At 71.0% G+C, this 16,107-nt stretch carries 14 protein-coding genes; 8 read left to right on the forward strand and 6 right to left on the reverse strand.

What is annotated here, in order from left to right:
* Positions 1-414 precede the first annotated feature (414 nt).
* Complete coding sequence (locus AB0E88_RS06850; protein ID WP_361624987.1) at positions 415-2,865, forward strand: DNA topoisomerase IV subunit A; 2,451 nt, start codon at positions 415-417, stop codon at positions 2,863-2,865.
* A gap of 29 nt (positions 2,866-2,894) precedes the next feature.
* On the opposite strand, the gene AB0E88_RS06855 is transcribed toward AB0E88_RS06850, so the two are convergent.
* On the reverse strand, positions 2,895-4,124 hold the full coding sequence (locus tag AB0E88_RS06855; RefSeq protein ID WP_361624990.1) for a CobW family GTP-binding protein: 1,230 nt from the start codon (positions 4,122-4,124) through the stop codon (positions 2,895-2,897).
* A gap of 315 nt (positions 4,125-4,439) precedes the next feature.
* Between AB0E88_RS06855 and AB0E88_RS06860 the strand changes: the two genes are divergently transcribed.
* Together AB0E88_RS06860 and AB0E88_RS06865 are read left to right on the forward strand one after the other, a co-directional pair.
* A complete protein-coding gene (locus tag AB0E88_RS06860; RefSeq protein WP_361624992.1) occupies positions 4,440-5,048 on the forward strand; it encodes a DUF6082 family protein in 609 nt (202 codons plus the stop codon).
* A gap of 107 nt (positions 5,049-5,155) precedes the next feature.
* Positions 5,156-5,392, forward strand: a complete 237-nt coding sequence (locus tag AB0E88_RS06865; protein WP_361624995.1) for a hypothetical protein — start codon at positions 5,156-5,158, stop codon at positions 5,390-5,392.
* 241 nt (positions 5,393-5,633) lie between these two features.
* Here the strand turns inward: AB0E88_RS06865 and AB0E88_RS06870 are convergent, their stop codons facing one another.
* The gene (locus tag AB0E88_RS06870; protein ID WP_361624998.1) at positions 5,634-6,812 is read right to left on the reverse strand and encodes a citrate synthase/methylcitrate synthase; all 1,179 of its coding nucleotides are present in this window, start codon (positions 6,810-6,812) and stop codon (positions 5,634-5,636) included.
* Between the two features lie 99 nt (positions 6,813-6,911).
* Here AB0E88_RS06870 and AB0E88_RS06875 point away from each other — a divergent pair, with 99 nt between their 5' ends.
* From AB0E88_RS06875 to AB0E88_RS06890, 4 genes are all read left to right on the forward strand, one after another.
* Entirely contained in the window at positions 6,912-8,168 is a 1,257-nt protein-coding gene (locus tag AB0E88_RS06875; RefSeq protein ID WP_361625001.1) for a citrate synthase, read from the forward strand.
* 79 nt (positions 8,169-8,247) lie between these two features.
* Positions 8,248-9,183, forward strand: coding sequence for a sucrase ferredoxin (locus AB0E88_RS06880; protein ID WP_361625004.1), 936 nt, complete (start codon positions 8,248-8,250; stop codon positions 9,181-9,183).
* A 173-nt stretch (positions 9,184-9,356) separates the two neighbouring features.
* Positions 9,357-11,033: a sensor histidine kinase gene (locus AB0E88_RS06885; protein ID WP_361625007.1), complete on the forward strand. Its 1,677-nt coding sequence runs from the start codon at positions 9,357-9,359 to the stop codon at positions 11,031-11,033.
* Positions 11,030-11,710: a response regulator gene (locus tag AB0E88_RS06890; protein WP_361625010.1), complete on the forward strand. Its 681-nt coding sequence runs from the start codon at positions 11,030-11,032 to the stop codon at positions 11,708-11,710. The genes AB0E88_RS06885 and AB0E88_RS06890 overlap by 4 nt, the downstream gene beginning before the upstream one ends.
* A gap of 97 nt (positions 11,711-11,807) precedes the next feature.
* Here AB0E88_RS06890 and AB0E88_RS06895 read toward each other — a convergent pair whose 3' ends face one another.
* From AB0E88_RS06895 to AB0E88_RS06905, 3 genes are all read right to left on the reverse strand, one after another.
* A complete protein-coding gene (locus AB0E88_RS06895) occupies positions 11,808-12,878 on the reverse strand; it encodes an ABC transporter substrate-binding protein (RefSeq protein WP_361625013.1) in 1,071 nt (356 codons plus the stop codon).
* An 81-nt stretch (positions 12,879-12,959) separates the two neighbouring features.
* Complete coding sequence (locus AB0E88_RS06900) at positions 12,960-13,823, reverse strand: ABC transporter permease (RefSeq protein WP_361625016.1); 864 nt, start codon at positions 13,821-13,823, stop codon at positions 12,960-12,962.
* Positions 13,813-14,628: an ABC transporter ATP-binding protein gene (locus AB0E88_RS06905; protein WP_361625019.1), complete on the reverse strand. Its 816-nt coding sequence runs from the start codon at positions 14,626-14,628 to the stop codon at positions 13,813-13,815. Before AB0E88_RS06905 ends, AB0E88_RS06900 begins: the two co-directional genes overlap by 11 nt.
* Positions 14,629-14,789: 161 nt before the next feature.
* Here AB0E88_RS06905 and AB0E88_RS06910 point away from each other — a divergent pair, with 161 nt between their 5' ends.
* On the forward strand, positions 14,790-15,482 hold the full coding sequence (locus tag AB0E88_RS06910; protein ID WP_361625022.1) for a response regulator: 693 nt from the start codon (positions 14,790-14,792) through the stop codon (positions 15,480-15,482).
* 57 nt (positions 15,483-15,539) lie between these two features.
* On the opposite strand, the gene AB0E88_RS06915 is transcribed toward AB0E88_RS06910, so the two are convergent.
* The gene (locus AB0E88_RS06915; protein ID WP_361625025.1) at positions 15,540-16,082 is read right to left on the reverse strand and encodes a GNAT family protein; all 543 of its coding nucleotides are present in this window, start codon (positions 16,080-16,082) and stop codon (positions 15,540-15,542) included.
* Positions 16,083-16,107: the final 25 nt, after the last annotated feature.

Genomic DNA, 16,107 nt, shown 5'->3' on the forward strand with positions numbered 1-16,107 from the left:
GGTCGTGAAACCGCGTGTTTCCTGCCGTCCTGCCACTGTATGCAAGCGGGCGGACCGGCGGCGAAGTTCCCGCACGGCGTACGCCGACAGCGAGATCGCGTAGCCTTCGGGCGATCGTGGTGCGCGGTCCGGGCCGGCCGGAGTCCGGCACCCCGCGTCGGGCGGTCCGGTACGGCCGCGGGGTGACGGCGGCCGGGTGTCCGGGCTCCGCCACACAGCCGGAATCCGGGCGTCCGGGCACGGCTTCACGCAGCCTGGATCCGGTTGTCCGGCGCCGCTCCACGCAGCCAGGACCCGGGTGCCCGGGCACGGCTTCGTACGCCGGAGCCGGGTCCGCGCCCGGCTTGTCAGTCCCACGGTCCACAATGGTCCGCGTCAGATACCGTTCACGCTTCAGCAAGGAGCCAGGCAGCGATGGCCCGCCGCAGCACGAAGACCCCGCCGCCCGACGACTTCGAGGAGAAGATCCTCGACATCGACGTCGTCGACGAGATGCAGGGCTCCTTCCTCGAGTACGCGTACTCGGTCATCTACTCCCGCGCCCTGCCGGACGCCCGGGACGGCCTCAAGCCGGTGCACCGCCGCATCGTCTACCAGATGAACGAGATGGGGCTGCGCCCCGAGCGCGGTTACGTCAAGTGCGCCCGTGTCGTCGGCGAGGTCATGGGCAAGCTGCACCCGCACGGCGACGCGTCGATCTACGACGCCCTGGTGCGTATGGCGCAGCCGTTCTCCATGCGCGTGCCGCTGGTGGACGGCCACGGCAACTTCGGCTCGCTCGGCAACGACGACCCGCCGGCCGCCATGCGGTACACCGAGTGCCGGATGGCCGAGGCCACGGGGCTGATGACGGAGTCGATCGACGAGGACACCGTCGACTTCCAGCCCAACTACGACGGCCAGGAGCGCGAGCCGGTCACCCTTCCGGCCGCCTTCCCGAACCTCCTGGTCAACGGCTCGTCCGGGATCGCGGTCGGCATGGCGACGAACATGCCGCCGCACAACCTGCGCGAGGTCATCTCCGCCGCCCGGCACCTGATCAGGCACCCGAACGCCGACCTCGAAGCGCTGATGAAGCACGTCCCCGGCCCCGACCTGCCCACGGGCGGCCGGATCGTAGGACTCTCCGGCATCCGCGACGCCTACGAGACGGGCCGCGGCACGTTCAAGATGCGCGCGACGGTGTCCGTGGAGGACGTCACCGCGCGCCGCAAGGGCCTGATCGTCACGGAGCTGCCCTTCACGGTCGGTCCCGAGAAGGTCATCGCCAAGATCAAGGACCTGGTGGGCTCGAAGAAGCTCCAGGGCATCGCCGACGTCAAGGACCTCACCGACCGCGAGCACGGACTGCGCCTGGTCATCGAGATCAAGAACGGCTTCGTGCCGGAGGCGGTCCTGGAGCAGCTGTACAAGCTGACGCCGATGGAGGAGTCCTTCGGCATCAACAACGTCGCCCTGGTCGACGGCCAGCCGCTGACGCTGGGCCTGAAGGAGCTGCTGGAGGTCTACCTCGACCACCGCTTCGAGGTCGTCCGGCGCCGCTCGGAGTTCCGCCGGACCAAGAAGCGCGACCGGCTGCACCTGGTGGAGGGCCTGCTGACGGCGCTCGTCGACATCGACGAGGTCATCCGGCTGATCCGCTCCAGCGACAACTCCGCGCAGGCCAAGCAGCGCCTGATGGAGCGCTTCTCGCTCAGCGAGATCCAGACCCAGTACATCCTCGACACGCCGCTGCGCCGCCTGACCCGGTTCGACCGCATCGAGCTGGAGGCGGAGAAGGACCGGCTGAACGCGGAGATCGAGGAGCTGACCCGGATCCTGGACTCGGACGCCGAGCTGCGCAAGCTGGTGTCCAACGAACTGGCGGCGGTCGCCAAGAAGTTCGGCACCGACCGGCGTACGGTCCTGCTGGAGTCCGCGGGCTCCCCGGCGGCCACGGTGTCGCTGCAGGTCGCCGACGACCCGTGCCGGGTGCTGCTGTCCTCCACCGGCCTGCTGGCCCGCACCGCGACCGCCGACCCCTTCGACGACGGCGACGGCCGGCGCAGCAAGCACGACGTGATCGTCTCGGCGGTGCCGGCGACGGCGCGCGGCGAGGTCGGTGTGGTCACCTCCGGGGGCCGTCTGCTGCGGCTCAACGTGGTCGACCTGCCGCAGCTGCCGGACACGGCGGCCGCGCCGAACCTCTCGGGCGGCGCCCCCGTGGCGGAGTTCATCTCGCTGGACGGCGACGAGCAGGTGGTCTGCCTGACCACGCTCGACGAGTCCTCCCCCGGTCTGGCGCTCGGCACCGAGCAGGGCGTGGTGAAGCGGGTGGTGCCCGACTACCCGGCCAACAAGGACGAGCTGGAGGTCATCACCCTCAAGGAGGGCGACCGGATCGTCGGCGCGGTCGAGCTGCGCACGGGTGAGGAGGACCTGGTCTTCATCACGGACGACGCCCAGCTGCTGCGCTTCCAGGCGTCCGTGGTGCGTCCGCAGGGCCGGCCGGCGGGCGGCATGGCGGGCATCAAGCTCACCGACGGCGCCAAGGTCATCTCGTTCACCGCGGTGGACCCGGCGGCCGACGCGATCGTCTTCACGGTCGCGGGCTCGCGCGGCACGCTGGACGACTCCGTGCAGACGACGGCCAAGCTGACCCCGTTCGACCAGTATCCGCGCAAGGGCCGGGCCACCGGCGGCGTGCGCTGCCAGCGGTTCCTCAAGGGCGAGGACTGCCTGTCGCTCGCCTGGGCGGGCCCGGCGCCGGCCAAGGCGGCGCAGAAGAACGGCACGCCGGCCGAGCTGCCCGAGCCCGACCCGCGCCGCGACGGCTCGGGCGTGTCCCTGCCGAAGACGGTGGCGGCGGTGGCGGGACCGGTCTGAACCGGCGGTTCGTCGGTGCCGGCCGGAACCTAGTCGGTCACGGCCGGCACCTCGTCACTCTCGACCGGCGGCCCGTCGGCGGTCCCGGGATCGCCCCCGAGGCCGCCCCCGGGCTCGGGATCGGCCTCGGGATCGCGGACGTAGCGAAGGACGCCCCACATGCCGTGCTCGTCGGCGTGTGGGGCGCCGTTCTTGCACGCGTCGAGCTGCCCGGCGAGCGCGTCCGCGTCGATGCCGGCGCCGATGAGGACGAGCTGGGTGCGCCGGACGTCCGTCGCCGTCCCCGGCTGGGCGTCCGCTACGGCCCCTCCCTGAGCGTCCGTCGTTTCCCGTGGCTGGGCGTCCGCTGCCCCTGGCTGGGCGTCCGCCGTCTCCCACGGCTCCGGGTAGAAGCGCAGGAACCGCCCGACGGCGTGCACGGCATACCGGTTGTGCCGGTCGTACGGTCCGAAGTCGACGTATCCCTTGATCCGGTACAGCCCCTCGGGACGGCTGTCGAGGAACTCCATCAGCCGCCGGGGCTCCATCGGCAGGTCGGACGTGAAGGAGAGGCTGTCGTAGCCGGTGTGCAGATGCCCGGCGTGCTCGCCGGCCTCGTCGTCGTCATGCCGGTGCAGGTCGTCGAAGGACAGCTGCCCGACGCGCTCGTCGCTGGGCCGGCAGTCGAAGAGGAACTCCGGGTCGATGCGGCCGTACGTGGCGGGTACGACAGCGGCCCCGTCGGTGAGGGAGCGGACGAGGCCGAGGACGCGCTCCCCGTCGGCGGCCCGGTCGAGCTTGTTCACGACGACGAGGTCGGCGAGGGCGAGGTGCCGGTCGATCTCGGGGTGCCGGGCGCGGGTGTCGTCGAACTCCGCCGCGTCCACGACCTCGACGAGACCGCCGTAGACGACGCGTGGGTTCTCGCTGGCCAGGAGCATGCGGACGAGCTCCTGCGGCTCGGCGAGTCCGCTGGCCTCGATCACGACGACGTCGATGCCGAGGGACGGCCGGACGAGCCGGTCAAGATATTGATCAAGTTCACTGGCGTCCACGGCACAGCACAGACACCCGTTGCCGAGGGAGACGCTGGAGTCGCCGAGCGCGCCGGCCACCGCCATGGCGTCGATCTCGATCGTGCCGAAGTCGTTGACGATCGCGCCGATCCGGCTGCCGCCGCTGCGGTGCAGCAGGTGGTTGAGAAGGGTGGTCTTGCCGGAGCCGAGGAATCCGGCGAGCACGACGACCGGGATCTGCTGCGGACTCGGGCTCTGCCCCACGTACGACCTCTCTCACGCCTGTGCGTACACCGGCTCGCGGGACGGCGTACGTCTGAGGATTGAATGCCGCCCCAGGATACGAGCCGTAAGAATCACGGCGAAGTGAACGATTGTTAGCAGCACTTGCGGGGCAGACGTTGGGAAGGCGCCGGATTGTGCGACCCTCGCTTCCCTCCGTGCGCCTCCTCTCCGCCTCCCCGCCGATCAGAGCCGCTCGGCACCCTGGAGGCGGCAAGCGCCGCCCATCGCTCGCCGGTCCCCATCAGTCGACCCACACCGACGACCGGCGGACGGTCGCCTGATTCGGGGGTTGACATGGCCACACGGAAATTCACGGCAGGGAGGTTCGGCTCCGCCGCCGGCTTGCTGCTCACCGCGCTCGGCACGACGCTGGCCGCGTGGCAGCGACGGCTGGAGGCGGAAGGGTCGCAGGCGCAAGGGTCGCGGACGGAACGGTCGGAAGCGGAACGGTCGGAGGCGGAACGGCTCCACGCCAAACGGCTCGAACTCGAGGAAGTGGCCTCGCTGCGCCAGGCCCTGGCCCATCAGCAGCGCATGCACTGGGAGCTGCTGACCAAGGCGATCGACGATCCCTCACTCGCCCCGGTGATCGACACCTACGACAAGGACATCCCGGCCGAGAAGCGCCGCCAGTTCCTGTACGCCAACGCCTGGTACGCCTACCTGTACCACAGCCATCGGGCCGGCCTCCTGGACCGGGAGGAGCTGTACCGGCACATGCGGGAGCTGCTGCAGAGCCAAGCCTTCCGCGAGTACTGGGAAGCCTCCCGGCACATGCGCGCCACTTTGAACGAGTCGTCCGAGGAGGCGCAGATCGGCCGCATGATCGACGGCCTGGTCCAGGAGCTGGACGACGCCGACACGGAGGAGTGGTGGGTGGTCGGCAACCCGCCGACCGGCTGACACGACGGAGTGACTTTTGCCCGTCCGACCACACGGAGCACATCAACACCACTAGCGTGATCCCCACCACTCTGCCCCGACTTTGTGCTCTGTAAGGACCGGTACCTTTGAAGATCGTGCGCCGCATCGGTGTGCCGCCCAGCGCCCGAGGCAGTAACTCAGGAGCCACCTGCCCGGACGTGTTCGAGCTGAGCGACGGCAACTTCGCCGTCATCGGCACCGAGGCCACCGAGGCGCTGGACCCCGAGCTCCCGGCGGACGCCGCGCGTGCGGACTACGAACGCATCGTCGTCGTGAGCCGGGAGACCCTGATCCGCGCCAAGGCGGACATCCCCGACGCCTGACGTCTCCCGCAGGCGGCACGTCCACCCTTGACGTGTCCCCTCCCCGCATCCGGCCGCACGCCGACCGCACGCGAGCCGGACGAGTCACCCGGCGAGCAGTCCGGTACCCCGCTCCTGCTCGACGCTCCACCGATGAGGCCTGGCGCCCGGAACGGCACCAGGCCACACGCTTGTCCAGACGGCCACCGGACGCCCGTTCAGGCACCGCCGGATGCCTGTCAGCCGGGCGGCGCTCGCCTGGTCAGGCGCCCCCGGGGACGGCAACCGGCGCCTGCGGACCCACATACCGCGCCACCGGGCGGATGATCTTCGGATCCTCCGCCTGTTCCAGGATGTTGGCGCTCCAGCCCACCACCCGTGCCGCGGCGAAGGTGGGGGTGAACATCTCGCGGGGCAGACCGCACCGCTCCATGACGACGCCCGCGTAGAACTCGACGTTCGTGTGCAGTTCCCGGCCGGGCTTCAGTTCGGCGAGGATCGCCTCGACCCGGCGTTCCACCTCGACGGCGAAGTCCACCCGAGGGCCGCCGAAGCTCTGGGCGATCTCGCGGAGCATCCGGGAGCGGGGGTCCTCGGTGCGGTAGATCGCGTGCCCGAAGCCCATGATCCGCTCGCCGGCCAGGACACGTTCGCGGATCCAGCCGTCGATGCGGTCGGGGCTGCCGATCGCGTCCAGGGTGTCCAGTGCCCGGCTGGGCGCGCCGCCGTGCAAGGGTCCGGACAGTGCCCCCACCGCGCCGACCAGGCACGCGGCCACGTCCGCCCCGGTCGAGGCGATGACCCGCCCGGTGAACGTTGACGCGTTGAAGCCGTGATCAATGGTTGAGATCAAGTACTGCTCGATCGCCCGGGCCCGCTCCGCGTCTGGTTCGGCACCGGTCACCATGTACAGATAGTTCGCGGCGTACGACAGGTCCTCCCGTGGCTCCACCGGCTCCAGCCCGCGGCCCAGCCGGTACAGCGCTGCGAGCAGCGTCGGTACGGCCGCGGTGGCCACGAGGGTGTCGTCGCGGCGCTGCGTGGTGTCGATGTCGTAGACCGGACGGAAGCCCTTGGCCGCGCCGAGCAGCGACAGCGCCGTGCGCATCCCGGCGAGCGGCCCGGAGGCGGAACCCGCCGCCGCGACGGCCGGCAGCACCGCACGGACCTCGTCCGGCAGCCGGCGCAGCGAAGCCGTCCGCGCGGTGAAGGCGGCGCCGCGCTCGGCGTCCGGCAGTTCACCATGGACGAGCAGATGCCAGACGTCCTCGAAGGAGCGGGTCCGGGCGAGTTCCACGGCCGAGTACTGGCGGTAGTGGTAGAAGCCCTCACGGCCACGGACGTCACCGATCTCGGTGTCGGTCACGACGACTCCGGCCAGCCCTCGGGGCGCCTCGATCAGCGGGGAGGCGGGCCTCACGGCAGATGCGTTGACGGACATGTTTCCCTCCTTGGCATTGATTCGACTGTCTATGCTTGACTCAACTACTGTCAATATTGATTGAATCAATACATCGAGAGGGCGGCTACGGTGACCTCCATGCGTGACCATGAACCCCACCCCGGCCACCCGGGACGGCGGCTGACCACCAAGGAGGCCGCCGAACTGCTGGGCGTGAAGCCCGAGACCGTGTACGCGTACGTGAGTCGCGGTCAGCTCAGCAGCCGCCGCGTGCCCGGCGGGCGGGGCAGCAGTTTCGACGCCGCGGAGGTCGAGGCGCTCGCCCGCCGCAACAGGCGGGAGAGCGCGGGCGGTTCGGGATCCGGCGGCGAGCTGTCCGTCCGCACCCGGATCACCCTGATCGAGAAGGACGGCTACTACTTCCGCGGCGTCGACGCGACCGAACTGGCCGCCCGGTACTCCTACGAGGAGATCGCCGAGTGGCTGTGGACCGGCCGGCTGCGCCCGGGTGTCACGTTCACCGCCCCTGAGGCGTCCGTGGCGGCGGCCCGCAGCGCCGTGTGCTCCTTGCCCGAACACGCCGGCCCGGCCGACCGGTTGCGGGTCGCGGCGATCGCCTCCGCGGCCGAGGACCCGCTGCGCTTCGACCTCTCCGAGGAGGCCGTGCTCGGCACCGCGCGCACCCTCATCCCCACGCTCGTCGCCGCCCTCGCCCCCACGCACCGCTCCCCCCTCCGGACCGGACCGCTGGCCCACCGCTTGTGGGCCGCGCTCACCGGCCGGAAACCGGACGAGCCCTCCCTGCGGACCCTGGACGCCGCGCTCTGCCTTCTCGTCGACCACGACCTGGCCGCCTCCACCCTGGCCGTCCGCGTCGCCGCCTCGGCCCGCGCGCACGCCTACGCGGCCGTCTCCGCGGGCCTCGGCGTCATCGAGGGGCCGCTGCACGGCGCCGCCAGCGGGCTCGCCCACCGTCTGCTGCAGGAAGTGCTGGACGAGGGCAACGCCGGTCCGGTGATCGCGGAGGAACTGCGCGCGGGTCGCCGGATCCCCGGCCTCGGCCACCGGCTCTACCCCGGCGAGGACCCACGCGCGCGTGCCCTGTTCGCCCTGCTGGAGCAGGTCCCGCAGGCCGAGCCCGCCCTGGCCGCCGCCCGCGACATCGTGGCCACCACCGCCCGCCACGCCCCGCTGCACGCCAACGTCGACCTGGCCCTCGCCGTGTTCACCGCCGCGCACGGGATGCCGCCCACCGCCGGTGAGACGATCTTCGCGGTGGCCCGTACCGCCGGCTGGATCGCGCACGCCCTCGAGGAGTACGCGGAACGGCCGCTGCGGATGCGTCCGAGCGGGCAGTACGTGGGGCCGAAACCGCCGCAGCCGTTGCCGGAGTGAGCCCCGGGGTACTCGTCCGAACCAGGACACGGACGCGGCCGGAAGTCACGCCATGCGAAGTCAGGTTAGGCTCACCTGTGTGAGTACGTGCGCGACCGTTTCGCGGGCCCTCGACGAGCCCGTTTCCGGAACCGCAGCCACGGCGACGACCTGGCTGCTCCTGGAGCAGCCAGGCCCCTGGGGCGCCAAGGCGCTCGTTTCCAGCCACCTGGATCCGGCGCTGGGCCGCGCCCTGGAAGCGGCCGCCGAAGGCACCGGCGTACGGATCGCGCTGATCCGGCGCCCGGGCCGCCACGCCGACCTCGGCACCCCGGACGTACGGCAGGTGTACGCCGCCCACACCGTCCCCGGCAACGTGTGGCTGCACGGAGCGGCACTCACCGACCCTCACCGCCTGCTCGATCTCGACCTCACCGCGCTCGGCCGGGGCGACCACACGGGCTTCGACACCGTTCTCGGCGGCGGCCGGCACACCGGCGGGCCACTGGCCCTGGTGTGCACCAACGGCAAGCGCGACCGGTGCTGCGCACTGCTCGGCCGGCCCCTCGCCACCGAGCTCACGGCATCCGGTGTGCCGGGGGTGTGGGAGGTCACCCATCTGGGTGGACATCGCTTCTCACCGACGGTGCTCGTCCTGCCGTACGGCTACGCCTACGGCCGCGCGCAGGCGCACTCCGTCAAGGAGGTGCTGCACGGCGTCCAGGAGGACCGGATCGTGGTGGAGGGCTGCCGTGGCGCGTCCGCCTGGGAGCGCCCGGGCCAGGCGGCCGAGCTGGCCGTGCGCGGCGTCGCGGGCGAGTACGCCGCACAGGCGCTGCGCATCGAACGGACGGACGGCGCGGCACCGCGCTGGGAGGTGTTCGTCGCCCACGTCGACGGCCGCCGCTGGCGGGTCACCGTCGAGCAGGGCGAGGCGCTGCCGCCGCGCCCGGAGAGCTGCGGAGCCGCCGTGCTGGGCACGCCCGCACGGATGGACGTCGTGGCCGTCGAGGAACTGACCGCGGGGGTCCGCTGACCGTCCCCGCCTCGACGTGTCGTGCGCGTCCGCCGCACATGGTTGATCACATGGACCGTCGTCCTTGATCCATCCAGGCGTGCCCACCGATCAAGATCCGGTCAAGCCCGGGTCAAGAGATCCAGGCCACACCCCCTACGGCTCAGCCGTCCCCGGCACGTACCGTCATGGGTATGAGCCCCACTCCCCCCGCACGCCGTCTGCGCCTCGGTCTGCCGCGGCGGGTGTTCTCGCAGGTGCTGCTGATGCAGGTGGCGATCGCCGCGGGCGTAGCGGTGCTGGCGACCGGGCTGTTCCTCGCACCGCTCAGCCACCAGCTGGACGACCAGGCGATGCGCCGCGCCCTCGCGATCGCGCAGACCACGGCTCAGGACCCGGAGATCGCCGAGGGAGTGCTCACCACCGCGCCGACCGCGGACGGCCCGGTGCAGCAGGAGGCCGAACGGATCCGGAAAGCCACGCACGCCGAGTACATCGTGGTCCTGGACCGGCACTGGGTGCGCTGGTCGCATCCCACGCCCTCGGAGATCGGCAAGCTCGTCTCCACCAGCCCCGAGGACGCCCTGAAGGGCACGGAGGTCATGGAGATCGACAAGGGCACCCTGGGGCGCTCCGCGCGCGGCAAGGTGCCGCTGCGCGACGCACACGGCGACATCATCGGCGCGGTGTCCGTCGGTATCGCCTACGACAGCGTGCGGGCGCGGCTGATCAGCGCCATCCCGGGGCTGCTGGCGTACGCCGGCGGAGCCCTGGCCGTGGGTGCCCTGGCCGCCTGGCTCATCTCACGGCGCGTCCAGCGCCAGACCCGGGACCTCGCGTTCTCCGACATCTCGGCGCTGCTCGCGGAGCGCGAGGCCATGCTTCACGGCATCCGTGAGGGGGTCGTGGCGCTCGACCGCGGCGGCCGCATCCGGCTGCTCAACGACGAGGCGCAGCGGCTGCTCGGCATCGGCGAGGAGGCCGTGGGGCGCTCCCCCGACGAGGCCTTCGGTGAGGGTCGTACGGCGGACGTGCTGGCCGGCCGGGTCACCGGCACCGATCTGCTCACGGTCCGCGGGCAACGCGTCCTGGTCGCCAACCGGATGCCCACCGACGACGGCGGCGCGGTGGCCACGCTGCGCGACCGCACGGAGCTGGAGCAGCTGGGCCGCGAGCTGGACTCCACGCGGGGCCTGATCGACGCGCTGCGCGCCCAGGACCACGAGCACGCCAACCGCATGCACACCCTGCTCGGGCTGCTCGAGCTGGAGATGTACGACGACGCCGTCGAGTTCGTCGGAGAGGTCGTCGGCGACCACCGGGCGACCGCTGAGCAGGTCACCGAGAAGATCCAGGACCCGCTGCTCGCCGCGCTGCTGGTGGGGAAGGCGACCGTGGCGGCCGAGCGCGGTGTCGCCCTGTGGATCTCGGACCGGACCTGGCTGCCGGACCGCCTGGTGGACCCGCGCGGGCTGGTGACGATCGTGGGCAACCTGGTCGACAACGCGCTCGACGCCGTCGCGGGCACGCCGCACGCGCGCGTGGAGGTCGAGCTGCGCGCCGAGGACCGCACCGCGGTGCTGCGCGTACGGGACACCGGGCCGGGCGTCCCGGAGGAGCAGCGGGAGCTGGTGTTCACGGAGGGCTGGTCGACCAAGAAGCCGCCGGCGCACGGCAAGCGCGGGATCGGCCTGTCCCTGGTGCGGCGGCTCGCGCAGCGGCAGGGCGGCAGCGCGACCGTGGCCGAGGCGGAGGGCGGGGGCGCGCAGTTCACGGTCGTGCTGCCGGAGGCGGTGGCCGAGCCCGAGCCGGAACTGCAGCCCGTCCTGGCCACACCGGCGGACTCGGCCGTCGAGGAGGAGACGCGATGATCGAGGTCCTGGTCGTGGACGACGACACCCGGGTCGTCCAGGTCAACGCCGCCTATGTGGCCAAGGTGCCCGGCTTCCACGTCGCCGGCGAGGCGCACAGCGCGGCGGAGGCACTGCGGCAGGTGGAGGAGCTGCCCCGCCTGGACCTCGTCCTCATGGACCACTACCTGCCCGACGAGACGGGTCTGGAGGTCGTGTCGGAGATGCGGCGGCGCGGTCACCAGACGGACGTGATCATGGTGACGGCGGCGCGGGACATCGCGACGGTGCAGGCGGCGATGCGGCAGGGCGCACTGCAGTACCTGGTCAAGCCGTTCGCCTTCGCGGGCCTGCGCGCCAAGCTGGAGGCGTACGCGGAGCTGCGCCGCAGGCTGGACGGCGGCGGTGAGGCGGAACAGGCGGACGTGGACCGGATCTTCGGCGCGCTGTCCGCGTCGTCGGAGCCGGGGCTGCCCAAGGGGCACTCCCCCACCACCGCGGAACTGGTCCGGCAGGCGCTGATGCACGCCGACGGGCCGCTGTCGGCCCAGGAGATCGCCGAGCGGACGGGCCTGAGCCGGCAGACGGCGCAGCGCTATCTGAAGCTGCTGGAGCGCACCGGGCGGGCGCGGCTGACGCTGAAGTACGGCGACGCGGGCCGCCCGGAACACCGTTACGTGTGGGCGACCCGCGCCTGAGGCACGGCCGTGAGGGCGGTGGAAGGAGCCGTGCCCGCACAGGAGTACGGGCACGGCCCCCGGCCTTCTCGATCCCCCGTGGCGCTGCTCGTTGTGGTCAGCCGGCCGCCTTCTCGACGAACTCGGTCGTGTACGTCTTGGCGAGGTCCACCTCGGCGTTCTTGATGGTGGGGTTGAACGCCTTGAGGACCTTCTCGACGGTCTGGGGGCCGTTCGCCGGCATCACGCCGTCCTTGGTGAACATCGGCAGCGTGCTCTTGATGGCGGCGGCGTACAGGACCTTGTTGCCCTTCGAGTAGTCGGCGGGCATCTTGTCGGCGATCTCGGAGGCGCTGTGGGTGGACATCCACTTGAGCGTCTTGACGAACGCGTTGGCCAGCTTCTGGACGGTGTCCTTGTGGCTGTTCACCCAGTCCGTCTGCATGTACAGACTGGACGACGGGTACGGACCGCCGAGCGCCGCCTGGGAGCCCTCGGGCGTGCGCATGTCGAGCAGCACCTTCCCGGCGTTCTTGTCCAGGATGGTCGTGACCGTGGGGTCGGTCGTCATGCCGCCGTCGATCGCGCCCTGCTGGAGGGCGGAGATGAAGGTCGGTCCGGCGCCGACGGCGACCGGCGTGAAATCGCTGACCTTCACGCCGTTGGTGACCGCCAGGTACTTGGTGAGGAAGTCGGTGGAGGAGCCGAGGCCGGTGACGCCGAGCTTCTTGCCCTTGAAGTCCTTGGGCGAGGTGATGTCCTTCTCCGCCTTGGTGGAGACGACCTCCACCTCGCCGGGCGCGTGCGAGAACTGCACGACGGACTCGACGGCCTTGCCCTTCACCTGGAGGTCGAGCGTGTGGTCGTAGAAGCCGACGGCTCCCTGGACCTGACCGGAGACGAGTGCGGTCTCGGCCTGCACGCCGGCCGGCTCGCTCAGCAGCTCCACGTCCAGGCCCTCGGCGTCGAAGTAGCCGAGGCGCTGGGTGAGCATCGCCGGCAGGTAGATGACCTTGTCCAGGCCGCCGACCATGATCTTGACCTTCACGCCCTTGCCGTCACCCTTGCCGCCCGCGTCGGCGGAGGTGTCGGCGGCGTCGTTGGCACAGGCGGTGAGCGAGGTGAGGGCGAGCAGGCCGGCGGTGGCCAGGGAGGCGTATCTGGCGGTCCGGCGAGGGGTCTTGCGCATGAGCGTTCACGTCCTTGGAAGAGGGCCGGGCGGCGGGGAAAGAGGCGGCAGGGCGCGTCAAGGGGCAGAGGAGGGTGGGCGTCAGCTGTCGGAGCGCGACGGCTTCCAGCGGAAGATGCGCCGTTCGGCGAAGGTCAACAGTCCCTCGGCGAGGAGGGCGACGACGGCCAGGATCACCATGGCCGCGTACACACCGGCGGCGTTGAAGGTGCCCTGCGACTGGGCGACGAGCAGGCCGATGCCCTTCGTCGCGCCGATGTACTCGCCGACGATGGCGCCGATGAGGGCGAAGCCGAAGCTGACATGGAGGCTGGTGAAGATCCAGGACGTCGCCGACGGGATGACCACCTGAAGAGTCACCCTCCGGTTGCTCGCACCGAGGATCCGGGCGTTGGCCACGAGATTGCGGTCGACCTCTCGGGCGCCCTGGAAGGCGTTGAAGAACACCGGGAAGAAGACCAGGACGACGGCGGAGGCCACCTTCGAGACCGGACCGAGGCCGAACCAGATCACGAAGATGGGGGCCAGGACGATCCTGGGTATCGAGTTGAGCACCTTGATGTATGGACCAAGGACATCGGCGAGGAACGCGATCCGTCCGAGCGCGATACCGAGGATCACACCGGCGATGACACCGACGATCCACCCGATGAGCGCCTCGTAGAGCGTGTACCAGATCTGCTCGCCGAGGGAGCCGAGCGCCGTCCCGTGCAGGACCCAGGTGGAGATCTGGTCCCAGATCTGCGAGGGCATCGAGAAGTTGAACGGGTCGATGACCTTGGCGCGGGAGAGCACCTCCCACAGGCCGAGCACGGCGACCAGCAGCAGGGCACGGACGGACATGACGACGACTTTGCGTCTGCGGGCGGCACGCGCGCGTGAGTGCGCGCGGTCCGGGGTCTTGGCCGTGTCGACGACCGGCGTGCTGAGCACCTCAGGCGACATGAGCGGCACCCCTCTCGCGGGTGATGCGCACCTCTTCGCCGAGGCACTCCCAGATCTCCCGGTAGATCTCCAGGAAGCGCGGCTCCAGCCGCACCTGCTCGACCTTGCGGGGCCGCGGCAGGTCGATGTCGAAGACCTGCTTGACGGTGGCGGGTCCGGCCGTCATCACGACGACCCGGTCGGCCAGGGCGATGGACTCCTCCAGATCGTGGGTGACGAAGACGACGGAGGCGCGTGTGCCCTCCCACAGCTCCAGCAGCTCGTCGGACATCAGGGCCCGGGTCTGCACGTCGAGCGCCGAGAAGGGTTCGTCCATGAGCAGGATCTCGGGGTCGTTGACGAAGGTCGCGGCGAGGGCGACCCGCTTGCGCTGGCCTCCGGAGAGCTGGTGCGGGTAGCGGTCCTCGAAGGCCGCGAGCCCGACCCGGGCGAGCCAGGCGCGGGCCCTCTCCTTCGCCTCGGCCTTCGGCACGCCGCGGAAGCGGGGGCCCGCCATGACGTTGGACAGCACCGTGCGCCACGGGAAGGTGGCGTCCTGCTGGAAGACGAAGCCGACCTTGTCGCCGACGCCGCGCACCGGCTCACCGGCGACCAGGACGTCGCCCTCGCTGGGCTCCTCAAGGCCGCTCACCAGCGTCAACGTCGTCGACTTGCCACAGCCGGTGGGGCCGACGACCGCCACGAACTCGCCTTGCCGGACGGTCAGGTCGAGGTCCCTGACGGCCGTGTGCAGACCACCGGACGGCGTCCGGAAGGTTTTGCCTGCGCCCCGCAGTTCGATGGCGGGGCTGGTGTCTGTGCTCATGGGCCGGGACCGTAGATGTGGCGGGGGCCACAGCAGCAGTCTTGTGAGCACATGCGCTTCTTTTGCTTGCAACAGACTGTTGTGCTCGTTTTGCTCGCGCTACAACAACGGAGCCGAAACACGGGCGTAACGCCCGCCTGGCCTTGACAGAAAGAGGCCCGATGATTGACGTCCTGGTGGTGGACGACGACTTCCGTGTCGCCGAGATCAACGCCAAGTACGTGGGAAAGGTTCCCGGCTTCCGGGTGGCCGCCCGCGCGCACAGCGCTGCCCAGGCCCTGGCCGCCGTCGAGCGGGGCGGGATCGACCTGGTGCTGCTCGACCACTACCTGCCCGACCAGACGGGCCTGCAACTCGTCCACCGGATGCGCCAGCAGGGGCACGGCACCGACGTCATCATGATCACGGCGGCCGGCGACGTCACGACCGTGCAGACCGCCATGCGTCTCGGCGCGCTGCACTACCTGGTGAAACCTTTCACCTTCGCCGCCCTGCGCACCCGCCTGGACTCCTACGCCGCCCTGCGCCGCACCGTGGACCGGGTCGGCGGGCGGGGTGTCGCCGGCCAGGAGCAGGTCGACCGCATCTTCGGCGCCCTGCGGACCGCTTCGGTGCCGTCGTCGCCGGGGCTGCCGAGCGGTCACTCGGAGCCCACCACGGACCTGATCTGCTCGGTGCTGCACCGCTCCGACCAGCCGCTGTCGGCCCACGAGGTCGCCGCCCGCACGGGCCTGAGCCGCTCGACCGCCCAGCGCTACCTGCGCCACCTGGAACAGGCCGGCCGCCTACGGCTGTCCTTGAAGTACGGCGACACGGGCCGCCCGGAACACCGGTACGCGTGGGTGGCGCCCTAGGGGGTGTCTCGCTGCCGTACTCGCTGACCGACCGCGCCTCGCCCTCGCGCGCGCACCCTACGCCTGGCCGCCCGGTTTCCACTCCCGGGCGAGGAGCCCGAGCACCACCTCGTCGAGGAACTCGCCCATCACCCAGGCCGAGGAGCGGAGTACGCCCTCGCGGACGAAGCCGTTGCGCTCGGCGGAGCGCAGCATCGCGGCGTTGTCCGCCAGCGTCTCGATCTGCAGCCGCTGCAGACCGCGTACGACGAAGCCGTAGTGGCACAGCACCGCGACGACGTCGGTGCCGTAGCCCTTGCCGCGGGTGGACGGCAGCAGCCCCAGCCCGATGTGCGCGGAGCGGCTGTGGTTGTCGATGCCCCACAGCGTCGCCATACCGACGAGCGTGCCGCCGTCCGACTCCACGACGGAGAAGCGGACATTCGACTCGTCCTTGTCGTCGGAGACCAGCCGTGAGTCCTCCGCGCCGGGCGTCGTGGGCCGCCACGGTCGTCCTTCCGACCGCGCCGACGTGAGCACGTCGTCGAGGAGTTCGGCGCGCAGGACCGGGATGTCTTCCTCGTGCCGGGCCCTCAGCCCGACCTTGCTGCCCCTGAGCATGCGATCTTCCTATAGGACTGACGCG

The sequence above is a fragment of the Streptomyces sp. NPDC028635 genome (assembly GCF_040637635.1).
Taxonomy (GTDB): Bacteria; Actinomycetota; Actinomycetes; order Streptomycetales; family Streptomycetaceae; genus Streptomyces.

What these genes read in the sequence shown, in the direction of transcription:
- AB0E88_RS06850 (WP_361624987.1), top strand. Translation starts at nt 415, where the DNA reads ATGGCCCGCCGCAGCACGAAGACCCCGCCGCCCGACGACTTCGAGGAG.
- AB0E88_RS06860 (WP_361624992.1), top strand. Translation starts at nt 4,440, where the DNA reads ATGGCCACACGGAAATTCACGGCAGGGAGGTTCGGCTCCGCCGCCGGC.
- AB0E88_RS06870 (WP_361624998.1), bottom strand. Translation starts at nt 6,812, where the DNA reads ATGTCCGTCAACGCATCTGCCGTGAGGCCCGCCTCCCCGCTGATCGAG.
- AB0E88_RS06875 (WP_361625001.1), top strand. Translation starts at nt 6,912, where the DNA reads ATGCGTGACCATGAACCCCACCCCGGCCACCCGGGACGGCGGCTGACC.
- AB0E88_RS06885 (WP_361625007.1), top strand. Translation starts at nt 9,357, where the DNA reads ATGAGCCCCACTCCCCCCGCACGCCGTCTGCGCCTCGGTCTGCCGCGG.
- AB0E88_RS06890 (WP_361625010.1), top strand. Translation starts at nt 11,030, where the DNA reads ATGATCGAGGTCCTGGTCGTGGACGACGACACCCGGGTCGTCCAGGTC.
- AB0E88_RS06895 (WP_361625013.1), bottom strand. Translation starts at nt 12,878, where the DNA reads ATGCGCAAGACCCCTCGCCGGACCGCCAGATACGCCTCCCTGGCCACC.
- AB0E88_RS06900 (WP_361625016.1), bottom strand. Translation starts at nt 13,823, where the DNA reads ATGTCGCCTGAGGTGCTCAGCACGCCGGTCGTCGACACGGCCAAGACC.
- AB0E88_RS06905 (WP_361625019.1), bottom strand. Translation starts at nt 14,628, where the DNA reads ATGAGCACAGACACCAGCCCCGCCATCGAACTGCGGGGCGCAGGCAAA.
- AB0E88_RS06910 (WP_361625022.1), top strand. Translation starts at nt 14,790, where the DNA reads ATGATTGACGTCCTGGTGGTGGACGACGACTTCCGTGTCGCCGAGATC.
- AB0E88_RS06915 (WP_361625025.1), bottom strand. Translation starts at nt 16,082, where the DNA reads ATGCTCAGGGGCAGCAAGGTCGGGCTGAGGGCCCGGCACGAGGAAGAC.